Raw genomic sequence first — 2,091 nt, 5'->3', positions numbered from 1 at the left:
CACCGTCCGGCCGCCGTCGCGGCGGCGCTGGTCGCGGTGGCGGCCTCCGTGTTCCTGCTGCTGCGGCCGGGAGGGACCGTGTCCCCCCCGCCCGTGACGCCCGTGGAGGCGCCGGTCGTCGCGGTGCAGGACGTGGAGCAAGGGCCCCGGGACATCGTGGTCGCGTGCCCGGACCTGGCCACGCAGGAGCACTGCCTCAAGTCCGCGAGCGCGCGCGGGCTGCTCGTGTACCACCCCGGTGGACAGGGCGAGGTCCCCCGCTACGACGCGTCCAGCGGACTGACCCAGGTGGCGCTGAACTCGCGGCCGGCCGCCCTGTGAGGACTCCTTCGATGACGCTCCCAACCCGCATCCCCGGCCTGCTGCTGGCGCTCTGGGCGCCCCTCGCGGCGGCCCAGACCCCGTCCACCGCGGCGAGCGCCTCCACGACGGCGCTCGCATCCACCTCGGCGGCCACGCCCGAAGCTACGGCGCGCAATCCCGGCGCGGCGCCGGCGGCCACCGGCTCCACGGGCCCCGCCCTGAAGTCCGGCGCGGCACCGATGACCACGGCCTCGGTGGCTCCCGCTTCGACGCCCCCTGGCGCGACAGCGGCCTCCGCGACATCTCCCGCCTCCTCCGGCGGCATGCCCGCCGCGCCTGGCACCACGCGCGCGAAGCTGCCGCAGGGCTGGTACGTCACGGAGAGCGCGCCCCGGCACTACGAAGCGGGCGTGGACGAGGCCGCCCCGTGCGAAGGCACGCGCAGCGCGTTCCTGCGCTCGCGCACCCAGGCCACGGACAGCTTCGGCACCTTCATGCAGGCCTTCAGCGCGCAGGACTTCCGGGGCAAGCGCCTGCGCTTCTCCGCCGCCGTGCGCCACCAGGACGTGAAGGGCTGGGCGGGGCTGTGGATGCGCGTGGAGGGCGCGGACCCCAGGCAGCCGCTCGCCTTCGACAACATGCAGTCGCGCGCCCTCGTGGGCACCCACGGCTGCAAGCGCTACGACGTCGTGCTGGACGTGCCCCTGGAGGCCACCACCATCATGGCCGGCCTCATCATGAGCGGCACCGGCCAGGCGTGGCTCGGCGGCGTGCGCTTCGAGACGGTGGACGCGTCGGTGAAGACGACGGACCTGCTCGCCACCTTGCAGCCGCTGCCCTCCGGCCCCCAGGGCCTGGAAGAAGCGCCCCGTCCCCAGGGCGGAGCGAACGCGCCCCTGGGACGCGTGGGCACCGCGTGGTTCGACACGCAGCGCGTGCAGACGGCGACGCCGCTCGTGCGCGGCGAGGGCCCCACCTGGAAGGGCGAGTTCGACGACGAGCTCTTCGAGCACGGCATCGAGGTGAACGGCGTCTACGAGCGGCGCGACCTCGCGGTGAAGGTGCGCGCGGGCGGCGCCGCCACCCTCATCGAAGGCACCTGGGGCGGAGAGCCGCTGTCCATCCGGCTCGCCTCGGACTCGCTCCGCATCCGCTGGGGCACCGACGAGCAGCGCTTCGAGCGGGACCTGAGCGCTTCCACGCCGAAGGGCTGCAATGCGTACCTGCAGAAGACGGGGCGCTTCGAACGGCAGTGGCTGGAGGTGTGCGGCGTGGCGCTCGCCACCCGGCCACCGCTCACGCAGCTCGTGGCGGCCTTCCTGTCCGGTGGCGTGCGGGCCGGCGCCTCGCGAGGCCCCGTCCCTCCGCCCCGCCTGCCCGTGCGCTCGCCCCAGCCGTACGACTCGTCCGGCCGGAACGTGCCCTCCTCGCAGCTCCAGTGAGGCAGGGCCCGGGCGGCAGGGAAGGGCCCTGCCCTTCCCCCACCGCCGGACGTCAGAACGCGAAGTCGCGCTCCAGCGTCTCCTGCCCGGCCTGCACCGTGAGGTGGGCCGCGTGCGCGCCGGTGGCCAGCGCCGTGGACAGGTCGAAGGACAGCCCCTCCGGCCCCTGCGTCGGCTTGAGCGACGGACGCCCCGGAGACAGGAAGACGGCGGCCGTCACGGCGCGCGTGCCCAGGGGCTGCACCAGCAGCCGCACCCGCTGCCGCTCGCGCACCAGCACCACGCGGAAGTCGCGCCGCTCCTCCAGCACCTCGCGGTGCTCCGGCAGGCGGGCCGCGCCCGGGCG

The 2,091-nt window shown here is 75.3% G+C and carries 1 protein-coding gene and 2 pseudogenes; 2 read left to right on the top strand and 1 reads right to left on the bottom strand.

Going from position 1 to position 2,091, the window contains the following annotated elements; genetic code table 11:
- Together ACLEQD_RS41965 and ACLEQD_RS41960 are read left to right on the top strand one after the other, a co-directional pair.
- Positions 1-321: pseudogene (locus ACLEQD_RS41965) on the top strand (hypothetical protein); the annotation flags it as partial.
- An 11-nt stretch (positions 322-332) separates the two neighbouring features.
- Positions 333-1,745 carry an AraC family transcriptional regulator gene (locus ACLEQD_RS41960; protein WP_410391531.1) on the top strand — a complete coding sequence of 471 codons (1,413 nt, stop codon included), beginning with the start codon at positions 333-335 and terminating at the stop codon, positions 1,743-1,745.
- 52 nt (positions 1,746-1,797) lie between these two features.
- Here the strand turns inward: ACLEQD_RS41960 and ACLEQD_RS41955 are convergent.
- Positions 1,798-2,091 (bottom strand): annotated as a pseudogene (locus ACLEQD_RS41955) (hypothetical protein); the annotation flags it as partial.

The organism is Corallococcus sp. 4LFB, from assembly GCF_046520365.1.
Lineage (GTDB): Bacteria > Myxococcota > Myxococcia > Myxococcales > Myxococcaceae > Corallococcus > Corallococcus caeni.
Note: the sequence above shows the minus strand (reverse complement) of the source record. Positions and strands in the feature narration are given on the sequence as shown.

Coding starts and splice junctions, on each gene's coding strand:
- ACLEQD_RS41960 (WP_410391531.1), top strand. CDS start 333: ATGACGCTCCCAACCCGCATCCCCGGCCTGCTGCTGGCGCTCTGGGCG.